General features: G+C 47.2%; 24 protein-coding genes, 1 tRNA gene and 1 pseudogene. 11 read left to right on the plus strand and 15 right to left on the minus strand.

What is annotated here, in order from left to right; genetic code table 11:
• From QUA34_RS25350 to QUA34_RS25375, 6 genes are all read right to left on the minus strand, one after another.
• Nucleotides 1-280: hypothetical protein (locus QUA34_RS25350; RefSeq protein WP_333389844.1), on the minus strand; the 280-nt coding region annotated here is incomplete at its 3' end.
• A gap of 30 nt (nucleotides 281-310) precedes the next feature.
• Entirely contained in the window at nucleotides 311-1,060 is a 750-nt protein-coding gene (locus tag QUA34_RS25355; protein WP_333389846.1) for a DUF72 domain-containing protein, read from the minus strand.
• Between the two features lie 99 nt (nucleotides 1,061-1,159).
• A complete protein-coding gene (locus QUA34_RS25360) occupies nucleotides 1,160-1,537 on the minus strand; it encodes a hypothetical protein (protein ID WP_333331334.1) in 378 nt (125 codons plus the stop codon).
• A 173-nt stretch (nucleotides 1,538-1,710) separates the two neighbouring features.
• A complete protein-coding gene (gene ygfZ, locus QUA34_RS25365) occupies nucleotides 1,711-2,760 on the minus strand; it encodes a CAF17-like 4Fe-4S cluster assembly/insertion protein YgfZ (RefSeq protein ID WP_333331333.1) in 1,050 nt (349 codons plus the stop codon).
• 165 nt (nucleotides 2,761-2,925) lie between these two features.
• Nucleotides 2,926-3,309 (minus strand): hypothetical protein, encoded by a 384-nt coding sequence (locus QUA34_RS25370; protein WP_333205002.1) that lies wholly within the window; start codon nucleotides 3,307-3,309, stop codon nucleotides 2,926-2,928.
• Nucleotides 3,310-3,495: 186 nt separating this feature from the next.
• Nucleotides 3,496-3,567: transfer RNA gene (locus tag QUA34_RS25375), tRNA-Val, on the minus strand.
• Nucleotides 3,568-3,639: 72 nt separating this feature from the next.
• Here QUA34_RS25375 and QUA34_RS25380 point away from each other — a divergent pair.
• Complete coding sequence (locus tag QUA34_RS25380; RefSeq protein ID WP_333331329.1) at nucleotides 3,640-4,269, plus strand: metal-binding protein; 630 nt, start codon at nucleotides 3,640-3,642, stop codon at nucleotides 4,267-4,269.
• 66 nt (nucleotides 4,270-4,335) lie between these two features.
• Nucleotides 4,336-5,163: a nucleoside triphosphate pyrophosphohydrolase gene (mazG, locus tag QUA34_RS25385; RefSeq protein ID WP_333331326.1), complete on the plus strand. Its 828-nt coding sequence runs from the start codon at nucleotides 4,336-4,338 to the stop codon at nucleotides 5,161-5,163.
• Nucleotides 5,164-5,286: 123 nt separating this feature from the next.
• Here mazG and QUA34_RS25390 read toward each other — a convergent pair whose 3' ends face one another.
• The 3 genes from QUA34_RS25390 to QUA34_RS25400 all read right to left on the minus strand — a co-directional run bounded on the left by QUA34_RS25390 (nucleotide 5,287) and on the right by QUA34_RS25400 (nucleotide 6,524).
• Nucleotides 5,287-5,688 (minus strand): helix-turn-helix transcriptional regulator, encoded by a 402-nt coding sequence (locus tag QUA34_RS25390; RefSeq protein WP_333389849.1) that lies wholly within the window; start codon nucleotides 5,686-5,688, stop codon nucleotides 5,287-5,289.
• A 150-nt stretch (nucleotides 5,689-5,838) separates the two neighbouring features.
• Complete coding sequence (locus QUA34_RS25395) at nucleotides 5,839-6,108, minus strand: hypothetical protein (protein WP_333389851.1); 270 nt, start codon at nucleotides 6,106-6,108, stop codon at nucleotides 5,839-5,841.
• A gap of 35 nt (nucleotides 6,109-6,143) precedes the next feature.
• A complete protein-coding gene (locus tag QUA34_RS25400; protein ID WP_333030075.1) occupies nucleotides 6,144-6,524 on the minus strand; it encodes a helix-turn-helix domain-containing protein in 381 nt (126 codons plus the stop codon).
• A gap of 117 nt (nucleotides 6,525-6,641) precedes the next feature.
• On the opposite strand from QUA34_RS25400, the gene QUA34_RS25405 reads away from it, so the two are divergent.
• Nucleotides 6,642-7,025: a hypothetical protein gene (locus QUA34_RS25405; RefSeq protein WP_333389852.1), complete on the plus strand. Its 384-nt coding sequence runs from the start codon at nucleotides 6,642-6,644 to the stop codon at nucleotides 7,023-7,025.
• Between the two features lie 127 nt (nucleotides 7,026-7,152).
• On the opposite strand, the gene QUA34_RS25410 is transcribed toward QUA34_RS25405, so the two are convergent.
• The gene (locus QUA34_RS25410) at nucleotides 7,153-7,638 is read right to left on the minus strand and encodes an allophycocyanin subunit alpha-B (protein WP_333063958.1); all 486 of its coding nucleotides are present in this window, start codon (nucleotides 7,636-7,638) and stop codon (nucleotides 7,153-7,155) included.
• A gap of 83 nt (nucleotides 7,639-7,721) precedes the next feature.
• Entirely contained in the window at nucleotides 7,722-8,099 is a 378-nt protein-coding gene (locus tag QUA34_RS25415; protein ID WP_333389893.1) for a hypothetical protein, read from the minus strand.
• Nucleotides 8,100-8,107: 8 nt separating this feature from the next.
• On the opposite strand from QUA34_RS25415, the gene rlmD reads away from it, so the two are divergent.
• The 6 genes and pseudogenes from rlmD (at nucleotide 8,108) to QUA34_RS25440 (ending at nucleotide 13,995) form a co-directional block, all read left to right on the plus strand.
• Nucleotides 8,108-9,520, plus strand: coding sequence for a 23S rRNA (uracil(1939)-C(5))-methyltransferase RlmD (gene rlmD, locus QUA34_RS25420; protein WP_333389895.1), 1,413 nt, complete (start codon nucleotides 8,108-8,110; stop codon nucleotides 9,518-9,520).
• A 164-nt stretch (nucleotides 9,521-9,684) separates the two neighbouring features.
• Nucleotides 9,685-9,801: pseudogene (locus tag QUA34_RS30280) on the plus strand (GNAT family N-acetyltransferase); the annotation flags it as partial.
• A gap of 14 nt (nucleotides 9,802-9,815) precedes the next feature.
• On the plus strand, nucleotides 9,816-11,084 hold the full coding sequence (locus tag QUA34_RS25425; RefSeq protein ID WP_333331310.1) for an SPFH domain-containing protein: 1,269 nt from the start codon (nucleotides 9,816-9,818) through the stop codon (nucleotides 11,082-11,084).
• Nucleotides 11,085-11,498: 414 nt separating this feature from the next.
• On the plus strand, nucleotides 11,499-11,813 hold the full coding sequence (locus QUA34_RS25430) for a YkvA family protein (RefSeq protein ID WP_333286162.1): 315 nt from the start codon (nucleotides 11,499-11,501) through the stop codon (nucleotides 11,811-11,813).
• Between the two features lie 143 nt (nucleotides 11,814-11,956).
• The gene (gene lpxD, locus QUA34_RS25435; protein ID WP_333389897.1) at nucleotides 11,957-12,997 is read left to right on the plus strand and encodes a UDP-3-O-(3-hydroxymyristoyl)glucosamine N-acyltransferase; all 1,041 of its coding nucleotides are present in this window, start codon (nucleotides 11,957-11,959) and stop codon (nucleotides 12,995-12,997) included.
• Nucleotides 12,998-13,110: 113 nt separating this feature from the next.
• Complete coding sequence (locus tag QUA34_RS25440) at nucleotides 13,111-13,995, plus strand: CPBP family glutamic-type intramembrane protease (protein ID WP_333389899.1); 885 nt, start codon at nucleotides 13,111-13,113, stop codon at nucleotides 13,993-13,995.
• A gap of 31 nt (nucleotides 13,996-14,026) precedes the next feature.
• Here the strand turns inward: QUA34_RS25440 and cbiE are convergent, their stop codons facing one another.
• A complete protein-coding gene (gene cbiE, locus QUA34_RS25445) occupies nucleotides 14,027-15,331 on the minus strand; it encodes a precorrin-6y C5,15-methyltransferase (decarboxylating) subunit CbiE (RefSeq protein ID WP_333389901.1) in 1,305 nt (434 codons plus the stop codon).
• A gap of 278 nt (nucleotides 15,332-15,609) precedes the next feature.
• Nucleotides 15,610-16,350 carry a DUF1868 domain-containing protein gene (locus QUA34_RS25450; RefSeq protein ID WP_333389914.1) on the minus strand — a complete coding sequence of 247 codons (741 nt, stop codon included), beginning with the start codon at nucleotides 16,348-16,350 and terminating at the stop codon, nucleotides 15,610-15,612.
• 176 nt (nucleotides 16,351-16,526) lie between these two features.
• Between QUA34_RS25450 and holA the strand changes: the two genes are divergently transcribed.
• The gene (holA, locus tag QUA34_RS25455) at nucleotides 16,527-17,507 is read left to right on the plus strand and encodes a DNA polymerase III subunit delta (protein WP_333331298.1); all 981 of its coding nucleotides are present in this window, start codon (nucleotides 16,527-16,529) and stop codon (nucleotides 17,505-17,507) included.
• A 230-nt stretch (nucleotides 17,508-17,737) separates the two neighbouring features.
• Nucleotides 17,738-18,727: a hypothetical protein gene (locus QUA34_RS25460; RefSeq protein WP_333389903.1), complete on the plus strand. Its 990-nt coding sequence runs from the start codon at nucleotides 17,738-17,740 to the stop codon at nucleotides 18,725-18,727.
• Nucleotides 18,728-19,227: 500 nt separating this feature from the next.
• On the opposite strand, the gene QUA34_RS25465 is transcribed toward QUA34_RS25460, so the two are convergent.
• Together QUA34_RS25465 and QUA34_RS25470 are read right to left on the minus strand one after the other, a co-directional pair.
• A complete protein-coding gene (locus tag QUA34_RS25465) occupies nucleotides 19,228-20,298 on the minus strand; it encodes a histidine kinase (protein WP_333389904.1) in 1,071 nt (356 codons plus the stop codon).
• 513 nt (nucleotides 20,299-20,811) lie between these two features.
• Nucleotides 20,812-22,212, minus strand: a complete 1,401-nt coding sequence (locus QUA34_RS25470) for an S-layer homology domain-containing protein (RefSeq protein ID WP_333389907.1) — start codon at nucleotides 22,210-22,212, stop codon at nucleotides 20,812-20,814.
• Nucleotides 22,213-22,241: the final 29 nt, after the last annotated feature.

The raw sequence follows: 22,241 nt of genomic DNA on the forward strand, positions 1-22,241 counted from the left end.
GTCGCACGCCCAGATCTAACTGAGAGGGGCGGGGAATAATATCCCCCCTCGACTCAACCTGTTTCCGAACGTCAAGCGCACCCTGGGGGATTTGTTTGAAATGGAAGCAAAAGTGCGATCTTGATGTTGAGTTGAATGCGATCGGCTTGTGCTGGGTGATGTTGAGTTGGATGTGCGGGTTCGGGGTGATTGCGATCGTCAAACAACAACCTAGACGAACGCCACCTCCGATTTCTAATTCAGCTTCAGGGAACTGCGGAGCGTTTTTGAATGCGGCCAAAAGAATGGGGACGCTCTCAATTTTCGCTTGTCACGAAGTACCGTTCTCCACAAAAGTTTTTAGCTTTGAAGCGTTGCGAACTGCATTTCCCTCTCCGTCGTTGTTGAAGTAGACGAACACGCTTCGCCCCTGGCTTTCCCACTCGTGGATGCGATCGGCCCACCAACGCAAATCATCATCCGAGTAGGAGCCACCGTAGAGATTGTTGGGGTCGGGGCCGTGGAGGCGCACATAGACGAATGAACCCGTTGCGCGCAGGATACACGGCAGGTGGGCCCCGCTCATGACGCAGTAAGCCGCTCCTTCGCGTTCTAGCAGCGAAAATACCTCTTCTGTGTGCCAGCTTGGATGTCGGAATTCCACAGCTACTTTGATCCAAGGGGGAACCTGTTCTAGAAAGTAAGCTAGGCGGGCCAAATCGCAGCCGAACTGGGGAGGGAGTTGGACGAGGAGAATACCCAGTCGTGAGCCCAGGCATTCAAGTCCCTCACTCATGCGTTCCAACCACTTTTCTGGCGAGTAAAGACGCTTGGAGTGCGTTAGACCACGGGGCGCTTTTACGGTCATCAGAAATCCTTGGGGGAGGCGCTCTCGCCAGTTAGCAAAGGTAGTGTTTGGTGGCCAGTGGTAGTAGGTGCTATTAACTTCGACGGTTTGATAGTGCTGGATATAGCGATCGAGCCTAGAGCGAGGCGGTAGCTGGTGGGGATAAAGCACACCTTCCCAATGGTCGTAACTCCAGCCTGAAGTCCCGATGTGAACAATCGAATCCGGGTTCATTATCCCTTCCATGATTCGGATTTGGAAATCGCTACTGAACAAACAAAGTCCGCGCAGGCGGACTAATAATATGATATTTGAAAACTGGATGCGATTGAATTACTTGGCTCGATCGCTCCTACCTCGCTCTGCCGCTTTTTCTACTGCTTCCTGTCCCGGCGTAACTGCTTCGCCCCCGTTATCTTTTACCGATTCTATAAATTTTTTGGTACTGGGGGCAATGGGTTGGTCGAGATTCAGCTTTTCTCGGATATTGTCAAGTACACCCGTGGCATCCTTCTCTGTATCGCTTGTTGGCTGCCGATCGGGACGGGCAACTTCGTAAGACTTAGCTTCAGGGGTTAAAGATGTAGCGATCGCTTGCATTTTGTTGCCCGACAATTCCAATTCGGAGCTAAAAATCAGTGCTATTCCTACAGCAAAGATTATTCCTACTCGCAGGCAAGTTTTGACTAAGCGCGATGTAAACTTTTTCATTGAAAAACTCTGTTTTTTCTGTAACGACTGTTATACAGAATAATTGCTGTTTTTTTGTGGTAAATCTATCTAAAGATAGGAATTTGTGTCAATTTATTGGGTTAACGTTAACCCACATCAACCTCAACAAAAAAGTTTTTGGCGCTGCGGCCTCAACAGCCTACCGATCGCAACTACGAACTCAAGAAAGGTACATTTACTACTTCCCCTGACACCGATCCGACTTGCACTTTCAGTCCTTCGCCGCCGGCTTTTGTGCGGATGTAAGCAAGACCAAAAAATCCGGATTCAGTTTCCGTAAAACTGGTGAGTTTGCCGACTTTTTCCTCTCCGATTGTGACTGTTGTTCCGGGTTCAACCGCACCGCTCAACTGCACGCCCCAAAGTTGCTGTTTGACTCCTTTGTAGGTGTTCAACCGGGCAATTGTTTCTTGACCGATGTAGCAGCCTTTGTCATAGGTAATGGTGTGTAAAAGGCGGGCTTCTAAGGGGTTGTAATCGTCTGTGAGTTCAAAATCGGGTGCGGGCCGTCCTTGTTCGATTCGCAGTTGTTCCCAAACTCGATCGCCCATCGGTACAGCCCCAGCTTTGACTAATTCCTGCCATAACTGGGCTGCATCACTTGCTGACGCAATTAACGTGTATCCGGGAGTTGCTAAACCGCTACCAACCGCAACTCGGACTTCCATACCTGCAAAATTTATCAATTTGTGAGTAGCGTAAGGTTGATTTTCTAGTTCGGTAACTCCGATTTTTTCTAGTAGTTGAGTGCTTTCCGGGCCGAGGAAACTGAAAGCAACAGTTGTATCGGTTAAATCTGTTAACTCGACGCGATCCATTGGGAAAATATAGCGATCGAGCAATTCCAGCAATTGGCGGCGGCGGTTGGGCGAAACTAACAGCAGTACGGCATCTTCTTTAGCATAAGCGGTGGCGAGGTCAATCGTCCGGGCGGTGGATGTGACGAAAACCGTGTCGCAACCTTGACCGGGTTTGAGTATATTGAAGTTATTGGTACTTTGATTGTGCAAGAACCGCAGTCGATCGCTATCTGAGATTTGAATGCGTCCCCAGTGAGTGCGATCGTACAAAGCGGCACCTTGTTTCGTTGCTGCGATCGCTTCTGCGTCGTTACCAAAACTGACTGGCACAATTTCTTTGGTTGTTAACTCTGCAAAAGTAGCACCTGCCGCTGCTTGAATGTCGTGCAATTCCTGAATCATAAGATTTTGTTGACTGTTAACTGTTGGCTGTTGACTGATTAGTGTTGACTGATGACTGTTGACTGATGACTGTTAACTGATGAGTGTTGACTGTTGACTGTTCGCTGTTGGCTGGAAAGCTCACCACTGACAACTGACAACTGTCAACTGACAACTGTCAACTGACTATTTGCCCAAATTGGCGAATATTTCTTGTATTAATTGGCTGGCTTTAGCATCAAGACGATTCCAATCTACGTCGCCAGTCTCATCATCAATCAAGCTAGTATCAATTACAACTTCTTGGCTTTGGATTTGACTGTGGGCGGGCTGGTAGTTGACAAAGCAGACTCGATAGCAAAGTTCCCAAATATCGACACATCTTTGCTCGCCTTGAAGCTCTAAAATTAGTTGATAGCCAGGAATGGGAATCTGCACTTCTTGATAAGTACCCGTCCAAACTGACTCCTCTAATTGTTTGCGGATGTTATCGAGCACTCGAATCATCGCTGGCTGCATGAGCAGTTCAGCTTGCTGCCAAGCGATCGGGCTAGTTATTTTAGGCTTCATATACAGGGTTCTAAAAAAGAAAATCAATAAATTAATTTTCTAGCATTGGGTGCCAACTTTTGAAACATCCGCCCCAGAATGTTAAATTTAGTCGTCACCCAATTCAACAGTCAACCCTCAACAGCAACAGCCGTTCTCGGCTTGACGGCTAAAAACGGCTGAAACTGTTGATATTGAGTTATCGGATGGGTAATGTAGGATTTGAACCTACGGCATCCTGCGTGTAAAGCAGGCGCTCTACCACTGAGCTAATCACCCAATTGCACTCACCGGGATTTATCATATCACAGTAACTCAGAAAGATCAAGTAAAAAATATCCTAAACTTTAAATGCCCTCTGGCCGCACCCACGATCAAATAACCATGTGGAGTTTGCCCTTGGTGGCAGCCCTCACCTTTGGCCAGACGAGCAGCAGCAACCTGACTTTGCTCGTTTCCGGCAGTTTCTTATTCGGCGGGCTGATGTTTGGCCCCGACTTGGATATCTACTCTTGCCAGTATCAGCGCTGGGGATGGTTCAAAGCGATTTGGCTCCCGTACCAAAAAAGCCTGCGCCACCGCTCTTTTTTGTCCCACGGCCCTCTGATCGGCACTGCTTTGCGAATATTGTACCTCGCTATCTGGATCGCGGTTCTCGGAATCGTGGGATTGGCAATTGCCGAAAAAGTCGGAAACTTCGGCTGGAATTGGCAGGATGTGGTTTTGAGTTACGGGCGATCGATCTGGGAACACCACATCGAAATTTTAGCCGTTTACATCGGTCTAGAATTGGGCGCTATGAGCCACTATCTGAGCGATTGGGGCGGCTCTGCTTACAAAAGATTCAAAAAGAAAGGATTGAGCGGGTTGCGCCCTCCTAAGACAATTAAAAGGCGCAAAATCCAAGCTCCGACTCGCACATCTAGCAAATCCATAGCAGAAGGCAGAAGGAAGAAGGCAGAAGGAAGAAGGCAGAAGTAATAAAATTAATGGTTGGAGTAACAACGTTATAACCGTCTTGGCGGTTGATATAAAAGGTAAATTATTATGTCTAATTCTGAAAGTCGATCGCTCACAGCACTCAAAGAACTTATAGAAGTTGTGGCTAAATTGCGATCGCCCGACGACGGATGTCCCTGGGATTTAGCCCAAACTCCCCAAACTCTAATTCCTCACATCATCGAAGAAGCTTATGAAACCGCCGATGCGATTCGCAAAGGAGATAAAGATGCGATCGTCGAAGAATTGGGCGATTTACTGTTACAGGTAATTCTACAAGCTCAAATTGCCAGCGAATCCAATCAATTTACCTTCGCCGAAATCGCTGCAGGCATTACAGAAAAACTAATTCGGCGACATCCCCACGTCTTTGGCGATGTCGAACTCAACAGCGTTGATGAAGTCAACGAAAACTGGGAAAAAATCAAAGCTGCTGAAAAAGGCACAACTTTGGAAAAGCCGCCAACTTTAGCCTCAAAAATGAGCCGTTATGCCAGCACTTTGCCGCCAATCACCGCCGGGATGAAAATCTCTCAAAAAGCTGCGGAAGTGAGTTTTGATTGGGACAGTGTAGAGGGCGTTTGGGATAAATTTCACGAAGAAATGGCAGAATTTGAACACGCTCTCAAACACGAGGATAAGGCAGCGCAGCAGTCGGAATTGGGAGATATTATGTTTGTGTTGATTCAATTAGCTCGCTGGTACGATTTAGATCCGTCGGCTGCTTTGCAGGGAACGAACGATCGCTTTGTGCAGCGGTTTGCGAAGGTAGAGGCTGCGTGCGATCGACCTTTGTCGGATTATGCCCCAGAAGAGTTAGAATCTCTGTGGCAGCAAGCTAAAGCTTTAATTGCTAAACAAAAGGGCGATGCGTAATATCAAATCCGTTGGTATCAGAATGATTAATCTCTCTCTTCTCTAACTCTGCGCCCTCTGCGCCCTCTGCGGTTAAAAACTCCCAATCTAACTAATTTTCTTTAATCAGACATCAAAAATCAACTACTCGTAGAGCTTCGCATCGTTGTATGGGGGATGTTCGCAAGCGATATAAAGCGCATTTGTCGGTTCCAGGGCTTCCCCAGTCACCGGATCGATCGGCTTGAGGACAAAGCATAACAGAGAGAGCGATCGCCAATCCAAATTATCCAGCTTCCCGCGTTCGTAACGGTTGACTGTTGCGGCACTGATACCCACATCTTTGGGTACGGGTTGATTTGTAGCTGTGAACAGCGCCTCTTCATATCCCTTTGTTTTGAACTCTGTTTCGCTGACAGACCAGCCTGTTGTCTGTCTTGCTGCTTTTAAAATCTTCCCCAAACGTATCCGCCCCGTTTCAGTGAAGCGAACGGGACGCAATTCCTGCCGATTATCTACCACAGCTTTGTTAGAGAGTTCTGACATTACCTATCTGCAAATAATCTAGTCATAGAGCTTCGCATCGTTGTATGGGGGATGTTCGCACGCGATATATAAAGCATTTGTCGGTTCCAGGGCCTCTCCTGTCACCGGGTCGATCGGCTTGAGGACAAAGCATAACAGAGAGAGCGAGCGTCAATCCAAACTTTCTAACTTCCCGCGTTCGTAGCGACTAACAGTAGCATTACTAATACCGACATCTTTTGGTACAGGATCTCCTGCTGTCCGAAACAGAGCGGCCTCGTATTCTTTTGTGACCATTTCTGTTTCAATAATTGACCAGCCCCGAATCTCTCTAGCTGCTTTCAGAAGTTTGCCCAATCTACCGCGTCCCGTATCCGTAAATCGCACAGGGCGCAGTTTTTCCTGATCGACGACAGCCTTAAAGTCAAGAAATCCGGGCATTTTACAGATCCAATTTAACTACTATTAAGTCAATCCTACGCCTCGACGTTTGGGTTCCAAAATTCAGTTCCGATCAAAAGTAAGTCTTCTAGAGTAACCAACCGCTTTTCAACCGGGTGAACTGGTTCGAGAACATCGAGGAACAGCCACAAAAGATCGGGTGCAGGCTTGTTGTAATAGCCATTTTCGATTCTCGAAATGCCTGCAATGCTGACCCCCAAGACTTTCGGCAAAGGCTCTCCCCCTAGATTATAAAATTGAGCCTCATGCTGCTTGGTCTTTTCGCTCAGTTCGTGAACGCTCCACCCCCTAGCTTCCCGCCATGATCGCAGGAATTTACCCAACCGCCGCAGCCCGGTATCAGTAAATCTCCGTCTCAAGTATTCTTTTTCTCGCCTAGCTTCTGCTACAACCATCAGTCATCACCTATCTGCATAAAGCTAAGCTATCACGCCTGACTTTCTAGTGTAATTTTTAAGTTTGCAACTTAAAAAAATTGTGTTACAATGTTGAAACAAGCTAAATAGACAGCCATGACACCACTGTTTCGCCGCATCCAACCCTCGAAAAAGCTCCGCATCACCGTCAGGTCGATCGCCCAACTGCTCAAAATCAGCCAAAATCAAATTAAGCGAATCGAATCCTGGGCTTTCGTGGTTTTCGTGCATCGGCGGGACAGAGGCGGACAATTTCTCAGCTACCGGAAGCTGGAAGAATGGCAAAATGCGATCGCTCATCATATCCAAACCTGCCCCAGCCTTGGAGAACTCTCGCAGCTCAAAACATCCATTCACTACGACAGCCGGAAATTCAAAAAACAATCTCTCCCAAAAACACTTGACTTTTTAAGTCAAATGTGCATGGAAAGACAAGACGAACTCAACATCTGGGAAAGCTTAAACAGCATTGCTTCCTAGCAGAAATTAGGCAGATTTCCTTTCCCAAAACAGAAGCGAAACATTTGCGAGCAATTGCGAGATAAAATCACCCCAAAAATCACCCGCGAATGCTCCGCTACATTGATGAAAGCAATCACCAAAGCAATTAAGACATTGCTTGAGCGATATAATCAAAATAAGGAGCTGCTTCCTTAGCATCCTCCTGATTGAGCAAAGCCAAAGAAGCTTCCTTCAAACAGCGGATAGCTTCGACCATGCCAGGAACAGGAACGCCCAGAGAATTATACATTTCCCGAACGCCAATCAAACCGATGCTTTCGATCGGCTCCTTGTCACCCGCCAAGATACCGTAGGTAATCAGGCGCAAGTACCAGCCGTAGTCGCGCAGACACAAAGCCCGTTCGCGCTGGCCGTAAGCATTGCCCCCAGGAGAGATAAAATCAGGGCGTTTTTTCCAGAGTTTTTTGCTAGCTTCTTCAACAATTTTTTTCTCACTGTCAGACAGCGCAGTAGCAATACGCACCCGCTGTTCTCCGGTTTTAAAAAAATCTTTGATGCTTTGAAGTTCGCCGGTACTGGGATAGCGAAGTTCGTCGTCGGCTTGGAGAATTAATTGGCTAACTACGCTCATTGTTATTCAAATTTGAGGATAACATTAATAAACATTCCCATCTGTTGGCGACGGGATTCTTGGTTCGCCGACTCGCCTTGCTCCTAACATTTATAAATCCTAGAAGTAGAGGGTAAATCTCCCCAAGCGTTATGCTTGATATTCAAGCCAGTTTCCTTGTGTTCCAGGGTACTGCGGGAAAAACTCAAAAACTGCGAGTGAGAGTTTGGATGTCGGCAGACACTTTGACTGTTTAACGAGTTTTTGCTACATCGCCCCAACAGCCGATCGCACCGACGGGATCGAGGCAACTCGCGACAAGCTTGACTCCCCGGTTGAAGCTTGGCTTTAGCAGCAAGACGTTCAGCAGCAGGAAGACCGCCTGCAATTGAGCTTGAGTGCGATGGCTTACGCCCCGCTTCGCTACGACTTATCTCAGGAAAGAGAGAGCGATATTGCATTACCATATTAAATCCTACCATGACTACTTGTGACCAAATCTAAATTCCCCACCCCAAACTCGACGAAATTGGCAAACCCTTGCCAGCAAGGTCAACTGATTGAGATAGAGATTACCGACTTGACAGACACCGGCGACGGAGTTGGTCGTTTTGGTGAGTTAGTAGTGTTTGTGCCCGATACCGTGACGGGCGATCGAGTCCTTGTCCGCCTCGTGCAAGTCAAATCCACCTATGCTACAGGCAAGCTGGACACACTTCTGGAAGCCTCCGAACACCGCATTCGAGCTAACTGCATTGTCGCTGACAAGTGCGGTGGCTGTCAGTGGCAGCACGTAGATTATCAATATCAGCTTGCAGCCAAGCAAAATCAAATCATTCAAGCCTTAGAACGGATTGGCGGATTTAGCAATCCGCAAGTTGATGAAATTTTAACTGGAAAAATCGAGGGATTTCCTCAATTTTTGGGATACCGCAACAAAGCGACTTATCCCATGGCAATATCTGCAACAGGTCAAGTCCAAGCAGGTTACTATCAAAAAAGCACCCACAAATTAGTCAATCTCAATCAGTGTCCGGTGCAAGATCCGCGCCTCAATCCTTTGTTAAAAGAAGTCAAAGAAGACATCCACTGGCGGGATTGGCAAGTCTACGACGAAAAGAAACATACAGGAGAATTGCGTCACTTGTCCTTGCGAATCGGACGGCGCACCGGGGAGATGCTGCTAACTTTAATAGTTCGCACTGGAGACTTGCCGGGACTCGAAGAGCAAGCATCAGAGTGGCTGAAACAATATCCTCAACTGGCAGGTGTTTGTTTGAATATAAATCCCGCTCAAACTAATGTAATTTTTGGTGTCGAAACTCGTTGCCTTGCGGGTCGTTCTTATCTGCGAGAAAGTTTTGCTGGTTTGAAATTTCAGCTAAGGGCTGATACTTTTTTCCAGGTTAATACAGAGGCGGCTGAAGCGTTGTTAGAGGTGATGGTAGGCGAATTGAATTTGCAAGGAAACGAGGTTTTGGTTGACGCTTACTGCGGCATTGGTACTTTTACTTTACCCTTGGCAAAACAAGTAAAAATAGCCATTGGTTTAGAAGTGCAATCGGCGGCGATCGAACAAGCCCAATTAAATGCTGAGTTAAATGACGTGAGAAATGTCGATTTTCAAGCGGGAACTGTAGAGAGTTTGCTGCCTTCCTTGGGATTGACACCGGATATTGTGCTGTTAGATCCGCCGAGGAAAGGTTGTGATCGCGCGGTTTTGGAAGCTATCAAGGAAATCAAACCAAATCGCATTGTTTATGTTAGCTGCAAGCCAGCTACTTTGGCTCGCGACCTCAAGATTTTGTGCGAAAATGGGGATTATAAGTTAGCGCGAGTGCAGCCGGCGGATTTCTTTCCTCAGACTTCTCATGTTGAGTGTGCGGCTTTTTTGGTGCGGTAAATCAAAAGGGCGATCGACCCACTAGATTTATTGCATAAATCTTTGATTGATGGGGAAACCGCAGATAATTTCAAGATTGTTGGCGAATGTATGCACTTTAAGACTCGTGATTAAGTGCGTACAAATAGATATAAGCTGGGGGCATGAGTTGAGCAACTGAAACAGCGTTTGCTATCTTAGAATACGGGTTTCAAACTCTCGGACTCGATCGCATTGTAGCGCTTTCTAAATCTGAAAATATTGCTTCCCGGCGGGTGATGGCAAAAGTGGGAATGCAGTAGGAACAGAAGGTGGATTGCTGGGGTGCAAACTCGATCGAGTCCGGCCTGAATCGCGGGGAGTCCAGAAGTATAGAATAGAGGTTGCGAAACCGGCACACCGCCCGATCGCTCACCCCCAGCAATTTGTTACCCTAAAAATAGAATCGAACCTCCCTCAACTCCCTCCCATGAACAACGCTTCTCCCCTGATTCAAACCGTCACACCCGAACGCTGGGCCGGCTTTAGCATGGACTTTATAGGGGCGGGTTACACGGGTGTGTTGGTCAAAAACGGCCGCGCCGTGCGTACCCTGAAATCCGGGCGGCATTTCAGCTTTGCCCTTCCCCTGCTGGAACAGTCTCAAATTGTCCTCGTAGACACCAAACTCCGCAATTTGGAGGTGCAGTCGCACGGAGATTTTTTGTCTAAGGATCGATTTTTAATTGATGCCACCCTGACTGTTATTTATCAAGTTATAGATCCGAAACGAGTAGCTTTGGAATTGTCCGATCCTATAGGTGCTTTAGCAAGTGCAGTAAAAGATTGTATGGGATTAGCGATCGGGCAAATACCCCTACAACAGCTTATCAGTCAAGGACGGCTGTTGCTGCGCCAAAATTTGCTCGATCGCGTCCAAGATTTTTATACCCTAGGTTTTAACTTAGAAGACGTGCGAATTGGCGATGTCAGCTTTCCCGAAACCAACGGAGTTATTCGCCAAGTTGAGGGAATGAGTGCCCGACAAGAAGCAGAAAATGCCGCCGCCCTGCAAATGAGAATTGCCGAAGCAGGCCGTCCGATTGTTCCTCAATCTCCCGTACAGCAGTTAAACTTAATTTCAGGTAATTCTCCTGCGAGTCTTCCAGCTTCAGACACAGCAGCAGGGTTCGATCGCGATTTACAACAACTAACACAACAACTTGCTCAAAACAGCCTCCCTGCTGGGAGAAATCCTCCCCAACTTGCACCAACCGTACTCGCAAGCAGCGATCGCCAAACAACCGCATATTTAATCTACAAACTTTCTGGAGAAGCGATCGCCCTAACAGCAAATCCCTTTACAATTGGACGCGAACCAACCAACACTTTAGTATTACAAGATCCGCAAAGTTCGCGCTACCACGCTCAAATCCGCCGGGCCAATGACGAACTTGGCAAACAGCGGTATCAGCTTGTCGATAGCGGCAGTTCCAACGGCACTTTTGTAGGGGGCCAGAGGCTGGCTGCTAACGAGCCTTTTTGGCTACCCAATGGCTGCGAAATTGCGATCGGCGACCAAAAATGGATCTTTCAAAATTCGTGAGAGAGAGAGATGAAGATTTGTTTAAACAGCAGATAAACACAGATAAATCCCATCGGCGTTCATCTGTGTTTATCTGTTGACATCTGCGGTTGAAAAATCCCAATCTAAGTAACTTGCTTTAATCACGATATACAAGTAATAGATGCCGAATCTACCGTCAACAATATGAATGTTTTTTTAAACCGCAGATAAACGCAGATAAACACAGATAAATTCCATCGCCTTTCATCTGTCAGGTTTCTGTAGGGGCGTTGTCAAGAGTCCCCGCCCTTTCAACACAGCTTGACAACTTCTCCCTCCCCAATTCCCTATACTCTCAGGTAGAAGTCTCTTGCCAACCCTAGGGGGGATATCTCCACAAGCATTTCGAGCGACAATTTGTCAAGATGGAAAATATAAGTAGAGGACAACCACATGAACTTTTCTATACAATCTGTTTACAACTGGTACCGCGACACCCTCCGCAACCCCAAATACCGCTGGTGGATTATTCTGGGAACGCTGGCATATTTGGTAAGCCCGATCGACATTGCCCCAGACTTTCTCCCCGTCATCGGACAAATTGACGATGTGGCAATTGCTGTCTTGCTGATTTCCGAAGTGTCCCAAATGGCGATCGACTACTTTAAATCCCGCCAAACAGAGACAGCCTCAGCATCCGAAGCCACCGGCAGCCCTTCTGAAGCCAAAGGCAGCACCGTTGACGTAGATGCAGTTTCTGTACAATAATTGCCAAAAATAATCGAGCGCTACAACCCCGATTTCTTGGAGAAGTCGGGGTTTTTGTTTTTTAAATAGCAACTGCTCAGATCGTGCTCCAAAGCTGGTACTTTTAACTATGATCCATCTGTGCTAACAACAAATTTTTATAGATGAAGTTTAGCGAAATAGTACAAAAACTTAACTTAGCCACCAGTCGCACCCTCACAGCGTCGGTTGCTACCGATCCAGAAATTACAGGTGCTGCCCCTGTTGATGAAGCTCCATCGGGCACAATCAGTTATATAGAAGGTGCTAAATTTGCCGTTCATACAGCCACTACAAATGCTTCGGCTTTAATTTTACCCTTAGATGAAAGTCTCCAAGCTCAATGTGACGATCGCAACATTGCTTGGATTGCCGCACCCGATCCGCGATTGCTGTTTGCTGAAACGATCGCCATTTTCTATCAACCGTTTCGCCCAGCATCCGAAATTCATCCCTCAGCCGTCGTTCACCCCTCAGCAGAAATTGGTGAAAATGTCTATATCGGCCCCCACGTCGTTATTCAAGCAAAAGTCAAAATTGGCAGCAATGTTTGCATTCATCCAAATGTTGTAATTTACCCAGATGCGGAAATAGGCGCAGGCACTGTTTTACACGCTAATTGTGTCATCCACGAACGTACTCGCATCGGGGCAAATTGCGTGATTCACAGCGGTGCGGCGATCGGTTCCGAAGGTTTTGGGTTCGTGCCGACAGCCACAGGATGGGTGAAAATGGAGCAGTCTGGCTGCACTGTATTAGAAGAGGGCGTTGAGGTTGGCTGCAACAGCACGATCGACAGGCCCGCTGTCGGAGAAACCCGCATCGGCCAAAATACAAAAATTGACAATTTAGTACAGGTAGGTCATGGCTGTCAAGTAGGGAAAAATTGCGCGTTTGCCGCTCACGTTGGCATGGCTGGCGGGGTGAAAATTGGCAACAATGTAATTTTGGCAGGCCAAGTGGGAATTGCTAATCAAGCCAAAATCGGAGATGGGGCGATCGCCACTGCTAAAGCCGGAATTCACAGCGACGTGCCCGCAGGTGCGATCGTGACGGGCGTTCCAGCAATTCCCCACAAACTATTTCTCAAAGCCGCAGCCGTATACAACCGTTTGCCGGAAATGTACCAGTCTTTGAGGCAAATTCAGCGCAAGCTCGATCGGTAGTCATTAGTAATTAATCATTAGTCATTAGTTAACAGTCAACAGTCAACAGTCAACAGTCAACAGTCAACAGTCAACAGCCAACAGTCAACAGTATTATAGTTGCAACCCCTTAAATGTGGAATAGCATAACCAATCTGCGACTGCTGTCGCCGTCAATACCAGCAATTGTCAAAATAATCTTGTTTTTCTCAACTTGGATTGTTGTGTGGCTTCCCGCAGCGATCGTACTGGCGATCGCCCTCAAATGGCATCCGCCCCAACCCTTGGGAAACAAAAAACTACCTTTACTAGCTTCCCTCTACGTGATTGTCCCCTTCATTTTATGGGCGACAAGTTGGATCGAAAACACATCTTTTGTTAACTGGGGTTGGGATTGGCAACCCGCAGTTTTGATGTCATTAATGTGGGGATTAGGATTTGGAATAATCAGCTTAGTAATTTTATTCGGTATGCAATTAAGCGCAGGCTGGATCGAGCTACAAATTGGGGAAATATCCACTGAAACAGGCGAAAAAAAAAATAATCCTTGGGCTTTAATTTTTAACCCTGCTAGTCTGCTGACTCTGTTATTAGGAATGTGGATTAGTGCCACAGAAGAGTTAATCTTTCGCGGCTGCTTGCAAACAATCCTCCAGCAAGATTACTCAGTGCTAATCGCCGCAGCGATCGCCAGTTTCATTTTTGCGATCGCCCACCTAATTTGGGCCGCAAAAGAAACTCTACCGCAACTGCCGGGATTGTGGCTGATGGGGATGGTTTTAACCTTAGCCCGCATCGCCGACAATGGCAGTTTAGGATTGGCGATCGGCATTCACGCAGCTTGGATTTGGGGTATAACTACTGTAGATACAGAAGGCGCAATTAAACCTACTTCTAGTGTACCAGAATGGATTACAGGAATAGCAGCGAAACCGCTAGCAGGTGCAGCCGGCATTTTATTGCTATTAGGAACCGCAACCTTACTCTTCCTGACTCAAATCAGCGTTAATCAGCGCTAATCAGTTTAAATCAGCGGTAAAAATTCCGACATTAATTCAAGTGTCGATCGATCGTCACAATCGAAACCGGCCGCAACGCATCAAAACGAGTTGAATTCCCCCCAGCCACAGAACGAGATAACTGCACTTGCATGATTCGGTAACTCCAGTGCGGTTCCCGGCGCACCCGATCGCCCATCCAGCTCAAAACAGTAGCAATATCCTCAAAAGCATCCAAAGCCAACACGAGCGAGCCTCCAGGGAGCAGCCGCAGCGCGCAAACGCCCAAAATTTTAGTCAACCCTCCGCCACTACCGCCAATAAAAATCCGGTGCGGAGGACGCAAGCGGTGCAAGATTTCCGGGGCGGTTCCGTTAATCGAAAACACATTTTGCAGCCCAAAACGGCCATAGTTGAACTCGATCGCAGAAGTACCAGAAACTGTTTGTTCGATCGCGTAAACCTCAGACTGCGGGAATAAGCGAGCAATTTCGATCGACACAGAACCGTTACCAGCACCCACATCCCAGACAACTTGTCCCGATTGCAAAGCCAATTGTGCCAGCACCAACACCCGCACTTCCCGTTCAACCGTCAAACCAGGCTTATCTCCACAACCGATAAAAGCTGCATCCGGTATTCCCAACAAAGGCAACTTTTCCAAATCCAAAGGTTCTGCCCTCGGCGGGGGTTCCCGCAGCATCACAACCACGCTCAGCGGTGCAAAAGACTCTCTCAGCAAAGCTTCCAGAGACTTGCGGCTTACCCGTTCCTGGGCCGCCCCCAAATTTTCGCAAACCCAAAACTCGTAGCGTGTAGGCAAATCTAGAGCTTTCACCAAACTTGCCAGTACAGCCGGAGTGTGAGCTTCGTCCGCCAGCACCGCAATCTTCTCCACACCGAGTTTGAGTTTTGCCGTCAGTTCCTCAAAATAACGTCCTTGAGAGCCAACAAAATGAGCGTCTTGCCAAGGGATTTGCAAGCGGTTAAAAGCCAACTGCACAGAACTGACATGGGGGTGAAAAGTCAATTTTTCTGCCGGCAATTGGGCAATTAACAACTTTCCCCAGCCGTAAAACAGCGGGTCGCCGGCCACTAAAATTACGATCGGTCGATCGCGGGGTTCCACCGTCCCTGCAGAGGGTTCTAATTCGGGTTCAGTCGCCCACCAGCGCCGAATTTCCAGAATTGCTTCGGTCAAATCTTCCAACGCCCAGCGCTCTCCGTCGTGCTGGGGAAAATAGCTCAAATGGCGCTCGCTGCCTATTAGCAGAGCGGCCATTTCTACAACCTGCCGCGCCGATTCGCTCAGCCCAGCAGCTCCATCTAAACCTATACCAACAACGTTTACTGTCACTTTTTAAGCAAAAAGTAAAAAACCAGAATTACTGATTTTTCCTGGTTTTTCATAAATTTTTTCGTTGACTTTACTGTCAAACAAAAATAATTAAAGCATTTAATAGCCAATATCCTGACTATTGTCACAGGGGAGAGGGGAGAGGGGGCGAGAGAGTGGGAGAGTGGGAGATGGGGAGAGTGGGAGATGGGAAAAAATCTTCACATCGATCCTCTTCCCTCTTCCCTCTTTCCTCTTTCCTCTTTCCTCTTCCTTCTTCCCTCTTCCCTCTGCCTTCGTTAAAACTCAAAAACAGGCCATTCCGGTTGTCGGAGATAGGTGGTCATGTCGTCAAACTTCCGCAGTTCCACTCGGTGTACGGACTGTTCTTGCGGCGTGTCCAGCCATTGCTCGTTCAACTCTGACAGCAAAGCGCACAAGCGATCGCGGTCAAGGTTCGGCCCGGTGTCCCCAAAATAAGCCAGAGTAATGTGGGCCGTAAAATGATATTGCTGTTCAATTCCCAAAGCCATTAAATCGGGATTTTGATAGATCGATCGGCGAAACTCCAGAATTTGCTTGTAAGAGTTTTCGTCCGTCGGTGCTAAACAAACACCCACAGCTCTAGTCATCACCATCAACCCCAGCACTGTCCAGCGAATGGGAGCGCCGCCCGCCAAGGGTTTGCAGGCGGCAAAACGATCGGCCATGCGCGAGCGCAGTTGCTCCTCAAATTCGGGATTTTTATCAGAGGCATCTCGAAAAGCGCTGCTCCAAATCAAATCGGCTACGGTTAAATGGAAGGTATCAGGAGGCAGTGCCACGATCGCACCGTCCGCTATTTCCTGCAATAGCCGTTGTTGGATCGAGTGCAAATTACTATAAAGTGCAGCATTTTCTGCATCTTCCCCAGCAGGCGGCGTAATCACCGAATAACCCGGAAAAGGTACAGGAGCTCTCCGGCCAGCTTCGTCCGGCTTAAATTTTGGAGATTCCTGAATGTGTTCCACCTGGGACTTGTAGGAGTCCAGCAGCGTCATTCGCGCCACCCGATTTACGTAAGCTTGATAAGTATCATCCAATCTTGATTTCCTCGCGGTGACAAACTCCCACACCAAATTTTATATTATGGTGCGGGCTTCCAACAGCCCTATTCAGGATATGTTGGACTTGCGGAACCTGCAACTCTGATTTTTTGGGCTACTGAGCGTTTTTCATGCAAATTTACCTGTTTTGGGGGGAAGACGACTTTGCGATCGCGCAGGCTGTGACAAGTTTGCGCCAAACAGTCCTCGACCCCAACTGGGCTAGTTTTAACTATGACAAGATTATTGCCGATTCCGCCGGAGCTGTGGTCGAAGGGCTCGATCGAGCCTTAACGCCCCCCTTCGGTACCGGCAGCCGTTTTGTCTGGCTGGCAAATACGACTGTAACGCAGCAGTGTTCTCCAGAACTGTTAGCACAATTTGAACGGACGCTGCCGGTGATTCCCGACACCACCGTGCTGCTGCTAACATCCGTCAAAAAACCCGACAGCCGGCTCAAATCTACCAAGTTAATTTCCCAGTCCGCCGCCCAAGTGCGGGAATTTTCACCGATTCCGCCTTGGAATGAGAAAGAATTAGCCCAGCGGGTGCGCCAAGTCGCGGGCGAAATGAACGTAAAATTGACAGCGACAGCGATCGAACTTTTGGCCGAATCCATTGGCAGCGATACCCGTGGGCTATACAGCGAACTGGAAAAATTGCGACTGTTTGCGGGCAACCGCAGCCAACCTCTGAACCCGGAGGAAGTGGCAGCACTGGTACACTGTCACGCCCAAAATACCTTCCAGCTAGCCGATGCGATTCGCGAGGGCAATACCTCCGCCGCTTTGGATTTACTGGCAGGCTTAACTGGCCGCAGCGAGCCGGGTTTGAGGATTGTCGCTGGCTTGACTGGTAAGTTTCGGATTTGGCTGTGGGTAAAGGCGATGATCCAAGCGGGCGATCGCGATGATAAAATTGCTCAAGCTCTAGATCTCGGCAATCCGAAACGAGTATACTATTTTCGGCAAGAAGTCAAGAATGCCAGCTTAGAAAAACTGCAAAAAAGTTTGCCTTTGCTCCTAGAGTTAGAAGCTTCTTTAAAACGGGGCCGAGAAGAAATCTCAACCCTGCAAACCAAAGTTATAGAACTTTCTAGCTTGTTTCGCTGATGCGCGACAGAGCACAGGAGCGGCGCTTTACTGTAAATTTTTATAACAAATTTCTTTCTTCGGCTATGTGCTTGATGCCCGATCGCGGGGCAAAAGGTCAATAGATACTAGAAATACTCTTAGAATGCCAAAGTAGAAGTTAATGTGGTAAATAAATATTGTCCGCCGAATGCCGATCGGTTAATATTATTTGCCGGCTCTCCACCCCCCCCAAAAAAAGAGCGCTACCCATGACACAACAGAACCCGCGGGAACTGCTCAAGCAAGGCGATCCAAAAGCGATCGCATCTAGCATCAACCGTACACTCAAACCCAAAGGCATCAACGCCGATGTGACGCGGGACAACGGCTGCCTCCACATAATTCTGGAGGCAGACAAAGTACCGGATCAAATGGTATTGGTCGATTTCATCCGCACCGGCATGACGAAGCTGGGACTTGAATCAATTCACACTGTAAAGGTTTACGGGCGTCGAACAGGTGACGGTGAGCCTACGTGGGAAGATGAAATTGATCTGATGCCCGCAGATTCAATGCCTTACCCCTTGGATAGTGGAATGCCTGACGACTCTGTAGGTTTAGATGATGTCGAGCCCGAAGGCGAAGACTATTATCAAGAAGGAGAATTCGATCGAGATGACGACGAGGAAGACGAAGACGAAGACGAAGATCAAGCCCCGCCTCCGAAAAAACAATTTCCCAAATGGGTAATACCTGTGGGTATCTTAGTACCTCTGGCGGCGATCGCAGGGCTTTTCTTTACTAAAACTTTCCCCTTCGGCGACTCGAACCCAGAACCCATCGCCCCCGTAGCTACTTCCCCCTCCCCGAAACCCGCATCTCCCGCGTCTAAAGCCGCTGCATCCTCGACCGCCGCCTCTCCGGGCACCCCACAGGCAGCCTCCCCTGCACCAAAACCCGCTCCCACTGCTGCTGCACCAGCAAGCCCAGCTCCAGCTTCTCCTGCACCAAAAGCCGCCGCGCCTAAGCCTGACTCTTGGAGAGAAGCCGTTAACACAGCTCAGAAGGCAGCAATTTCGGCCCAGACGGCTCAGTCTCAAAATGAGTGGATCGCAGTAGCAAGCCAGTGGCAGCAAGCGGTTAAGCTCATGAGAGCCGTACCGTCAACCAGCCCTAACTATCAAAAGGCTCAGCAAAAAGCGGCAGAATATCAGGCTAACCTGAGTGTTGCCAACCGCAGGGCGGCAGCAGCACCTTAAGAGTTTTGAGTTGAATACTGGATGTGCTAAAAGTCAAAAGTCAAAAGCCAAAAGTAAAAAAACTTGTTTTTACTGAAAGCTTTCTTACTTTTGACTTTTTTCAATTTTATTAAAAATTTATTTAACTTCACTACATCTGTAAGGCTTTAGCTATCTTCAGCCTTTAATCAATCTCGGTATCGGAATTTTTGGTCGATTAATTATAGTTCACGGCGCTGCGACAAAATTATTTTTAACTCCTCTGAGGTTAAATCAATTCTTTCTTGGTAGTTTACGTGCATAAAATATTTCTCACGCTCTCAGCATCATTGTAGTATTATTTTGGGAAACGGATATTAACATTACTTTATTTACCTTGATTTTTTTCTACCGACTTACTTAGATGTATATACAGCAAGCCGGATGCTCGCACTCCTTCCTGTAAAAACAAAATTTACTCAACAAACACCGCAATAACTTGGTTTCTTGGATAAACCGGTTTGCTAAACACAGAGCTTGGTTTAAATCTGTTCTTCCCCTGGATTAAAACGCTGAATTCCTTGATCTTCTGCGCGAAAAATAGCATCTTTGGGAATATTGAGGATGCCTGTAAATGAACTTTCGCTTACTTTCAAAGCTTGTTCCTTATTTTTGTATTCGGCTAGTTCGCACTGTAAATTGTCAATAGTCTGTTGCAAGCGAGTGGCTTGTCTGAGCATTTCTTGTTCGGAAAAGTCCAGCAATTGCATCAGATTAGCCACTTGATATTCAAGTAATTGGGTTTCGTAAATATTGTTATTTGTAACAAAGCTTGTAGGAGTTTCTGAATCCTCAAAAACACTTTTTTTGTCGGGCATGGACAATGCTGTTTTGACACTAAGTGCCAAATCTTTAAACATTTCAGCAGTGTTGTGGGGAATTTTAACTTTCAGGAACATCACTACCGCAAACACACTTCCTGACGGCAGAAGTCCCCCAAATCCTAAGACAGACTTGACTTGGTAGGGGATAATTAAGGAATTTTGCTCAGGAATAAAGGGGCTGCCTTTTGCCTCTGATACGTGAAAAATATTTAATACTGCGGGCTCTAATTGCAGGAACCTTTTTCGCTCAATTCCGAGGAATGTAGGAATGTCTAAACCGAACTGCCTGATTATTTCGGAAATCGCCGGCATTTGAGCCACTAATTTTGTGCTAACTAATGGAATAGCTGTATTTTCTGCTGCTGTGTGCCGAGAATTCCACTGCGGTTCAGGGCCTGCGGCTGCTAGCAGAGTCAAACATTTCATGTCGGCGGTGGGTGAATTTCCCTTCATCAAGCGGCGGGCGGATTGTTGCAAGGAGTCTTCTAATTCCCCGTAGGGATGAGTTTTGAACAAACGCACTAAGGCACAGGAATTTTCTCCAGTTTGCGAATTGCAAAAATGTCGGTAAATATAGTTAACAATCTTCTGGCTGCTGGCTTCCATACTAGCAGTATTTCTACCTAAGTGGCGCAGGACTAAGCTGCATTTAGCCATGTCTTGCGGGGTAAATAAGGTAATATCGTACATTAAAAAATGCTCTCCAAGAGCTCGAACACTGTTTTTCATTTATCGTTAAGGCCGCTACCGCATCCGGAATCCTACTGAGAGTTTTGAACAAAGTGCTAGTTAAAATATGTAGAAAATTTGCCCGCCAGCCAAATGCAGCGGTTGTATGGCAGCATACAGAAATTAAGATTAAAGCAAAAAAATCTATCCCCTAGGGTAGGCCGCAAGGACAGGAAAGCCGATTTATAATATGTAATTTTTTTTACGAAAAGTCCCACAAAAAAATTAAAGAAGGAATTAAAGAAACAAGGCTTTTCACCGGATATGCCTCGCGTTGTACTGGGCATTTTCGTAGATACAAGTCGGTTTCTGGGTAAGCCATATTCATAGAAATCCTAGAAACTCAAGCTGCAATTTTTGTGGCGGGCGATCGCACGCCGATTTATCAAAAATTGGTACAATTTCGTCAGTCTTGGACGCAGAAACCGGGTTTGCTTACAGAGAAAAAACCCGGTTTCCTGCGTATTGGTAAGTAGATGCTGTGTTCAAAACTTTTAACCACCTCACAGAAATCTACTCAGCAGGTTGAGACTTGGCTTCCAGGGCATCTTTAGCAGACAATCCCTGATCTTGAACGCCAAAATACCACAAACTAGCAGCAGCTTCGGCGCGAGTCACGGATTTCTTCGGCTGAAACAGAGTGGTAAAACCAAAAACGCGGCGAATATTCGCCAAATCTCCATTGTTAAAATCAGCTAAAACTGCCCGCGACGCCTGGGAATCAATCTTAGAAGCATCTTGAAAGCCCCACTTTTCTTTCACTCCGTCAATGTTAGCTGTCGGTAAAACTTGACGACTATCTAAAGGCACTTTCCAGAGAATCATTGTTTCGCGAGTTAAAGGTGCATCCGGGCGAAATTTCACATCTTTAGTTTCTCCCGAAAGCGAACTCGGAATTACACCGGCTTCTGCTAAACCTTGAATTGCTGAAAAATCCGGGTCTGTTTTGGGTATATCAGAAAAGGCTGGTTCGCTAGAGTCTACTGCTAATCTAATTTGTTTGGCTTGACGGCTAGCATAAATCTGATTGTTAGCTGCTACTAACCAGCGGGCGTATTCGCGGCGAGTGACAATTTTGTTGGGTTTGGGCAAAGTGCTGGCTGTTTCTAAATTAGCATTTTCTGTCCCTCGCACTTTTAGCACTTCCAACTGACTTAAATCAGCCACATACTGCCGCAACTGTTGAGGAATTTGGGTGTCTAGTTGGCTAACGTTTGCTGATTTTGGCGACGCGGATGGTGTTGGAGTAGTTCCCTCTGAATTAGATGAATTTGGTGAAGCGGTTGGAGATGCGCTAGACTCGGAATTGTTAGGTTGGGGACTGGTGGCAATTTCTGGGCTGTCTTTGCTGTAGTCGATCGCAAATTCTGTAAAACCTCCTACTTTCCGAGTAGGAGAAAGCGACACAGTTACCCGCAAATTATCTCGCGTTGCTACCAAAGAACCTTGTCCCTCGGCGGTGGGGCGGCTGACTATTTCCCAGTTGCGACGCCCAAACTCTGTAGAGTAAAAGTTCTGAACCGAATTAACAGGATCTGTGCTTTCCCAGCGCAGCCGCACATTTTTTGGCGACGGATCAGTTTGCCCAGCAACTTCGATTAACTCAGCATTAGGATAGAGTGGAATCTCTGTCGGGAAATCGGGAGGAAGTTTGGCGGTAGAGTTTGTCTCAATAGCTGTCACTGGTGGCGGGGAAGAGAAAACTACTGGATTTTGTTTTAATTTCGGATCGGCGGCTAATGATTCTTCGAGTGCCTTGCTGTTGGGGCTGTTTGCACAACCTGTGACAGCAGCCAGTAGACACACAGCCAGCCAAGTATTTACAGCAGCGAGTATATTGGTTTTATTGGTTTTAGTGATTTTAGAGCGTCCTTGAGAGTTGCCTCGCCGTTGAGTAAATATAATATTCAGCATAAATCCCCCCTTTGCGGATATATTTCTAG

The sequence above is a fragment of the Microcoleus sp. POL10_C6 genome (assembly GCF_036701585.1).
Lineage (GTDB): Bacteria > Cyanobacteriota > Cyanobacteriia > Cyanobacteriales > Microcoleaceae > Microcoleus.